This is a genomic window from uncultured Roseovarius sp. (genome assembly GCF_947489715.1).
GTDB lineage: Bacteria > Pseudomonadota > Alphaproteobacteria > Rhodobacterales > Rhodobacteraceae > Roseovarius.
The window spans coordinates 1-1,180 of record NZ_CANLER010000028.1 but is presented as its reverse complement, the minus strand read 5'-3'; the positions used below and the strand labels follow the sequence as shown (position 1 = coordinate 1,180).

The 1,180-nt window shown below is 60.4% G+C and carries 1 protein-coding gene; it reads right to left on the bottom strand.

The features are described 5' to 3' along the window. Positions 1-3: 3 nt before the first annotated feature. Positions 4-1,179, bottom strand: a complete 1,176-nt coding sequence (tuf, locus tag Q1B27_RS24420) for an elongation factor Tu (RefSeq protein ID WP_299852789.1) — start codon at positions 1,177-1,179, stop codon at positions 4-6. Position 1,180 lies beyond the last annotated feature (1 nt).

Genomic DNA, 1,180 nt, shown 5'->3' with positions numbered 1-1,180 from the left:
GGATTATTCGATAATTTTGGCGACGACGCCTGCGCCGACGGTTCTGCCGCCTTCGCGGATGGCGAAGCGCAGGCCGTCTTCCATCGCGATCGGTGCGATCAGTTCGACGGTAAACTTCAGGTTGTCGCCCGGCATTACCATCTCGGTGCCGCTGGGCAGTTCAACCGTGCCGGTCACGTCCGTGGTCCGGAAGTAGAACTGCGGACGGTAGTTGGCGAAGAACGGCGTGTGACGGCCACCTTCCTCTTTGGTCAGGATATACGCCTCGGCTTCGAACTTGGTGTGCGGGGTCACGGAACCCGGCTTGCACAGAACCTGGCCACGCTCAACGCCCTCACGGTCGATACCGCGCAGCAGCGCGCCGATATTGTCGCCCGCCTCACCGCGATCCAGCAGCTTGCGGAACATTTCAACACCGGTGCAGGTGGTTTTCTTGGTGTCGCGGATGCCGACGATTTCGATCTCGTCGCCAACGTTGATCACGCCACGCTCAACCCGGCCGGTCACAACCGTACCACGGCCCGAGATCGAGAACACGTCCTCGACCGGCATCAGGAACGGCTGGTCGACAGCACGTGCCGGTGTCGGGATGTAGTCGTCCACGGCCGCCATCAGCTTCTTGATCGATTCCTCGCCGATTTCCGGGTCACGGCCTTCCATCGCCGCCAGCGCCGAGCCGGGGATGACGGGAATGTCGTCGCCGGGGAATTCATACGAGCTCAAGAGCTCGCGGATTTCCATCTCAACCAGTTCCAGCAGTTCGTCATCGTCAACCTGGTCAACCTTGTTCATGTAGACGACCATGTAGGGGATGCCCACCTGGCGACCCAGCAGGATGTGCTCGCGGGTCTGTGGCATCGGGCCGTCCGCGGCGTTCACAACCAGGATCGCGCCGTCCATCTGGGCGGCACCGGTGATCATGTTCTTGACGTAGTCGGCGTGGCCGGGGCAGTCAACGTGAGCGTAGTGACGCGCGTCGGTCTCATACTCAACATGCGCCGTCGAGATGGTGATCCCGCGGGCTTTCTCTTCCGGCGCGCCGTCGATCTGGTCATAGGCCTTGAAATCACCAAAATACTTGGTAATCGCCGCCGTCAATGTCGTCTTACCGTGGTCAACGTGACCAATCGTGCCAATGTTCACATGCGGTTTCGAACGATCAAACTTTTCCTTTGCCATG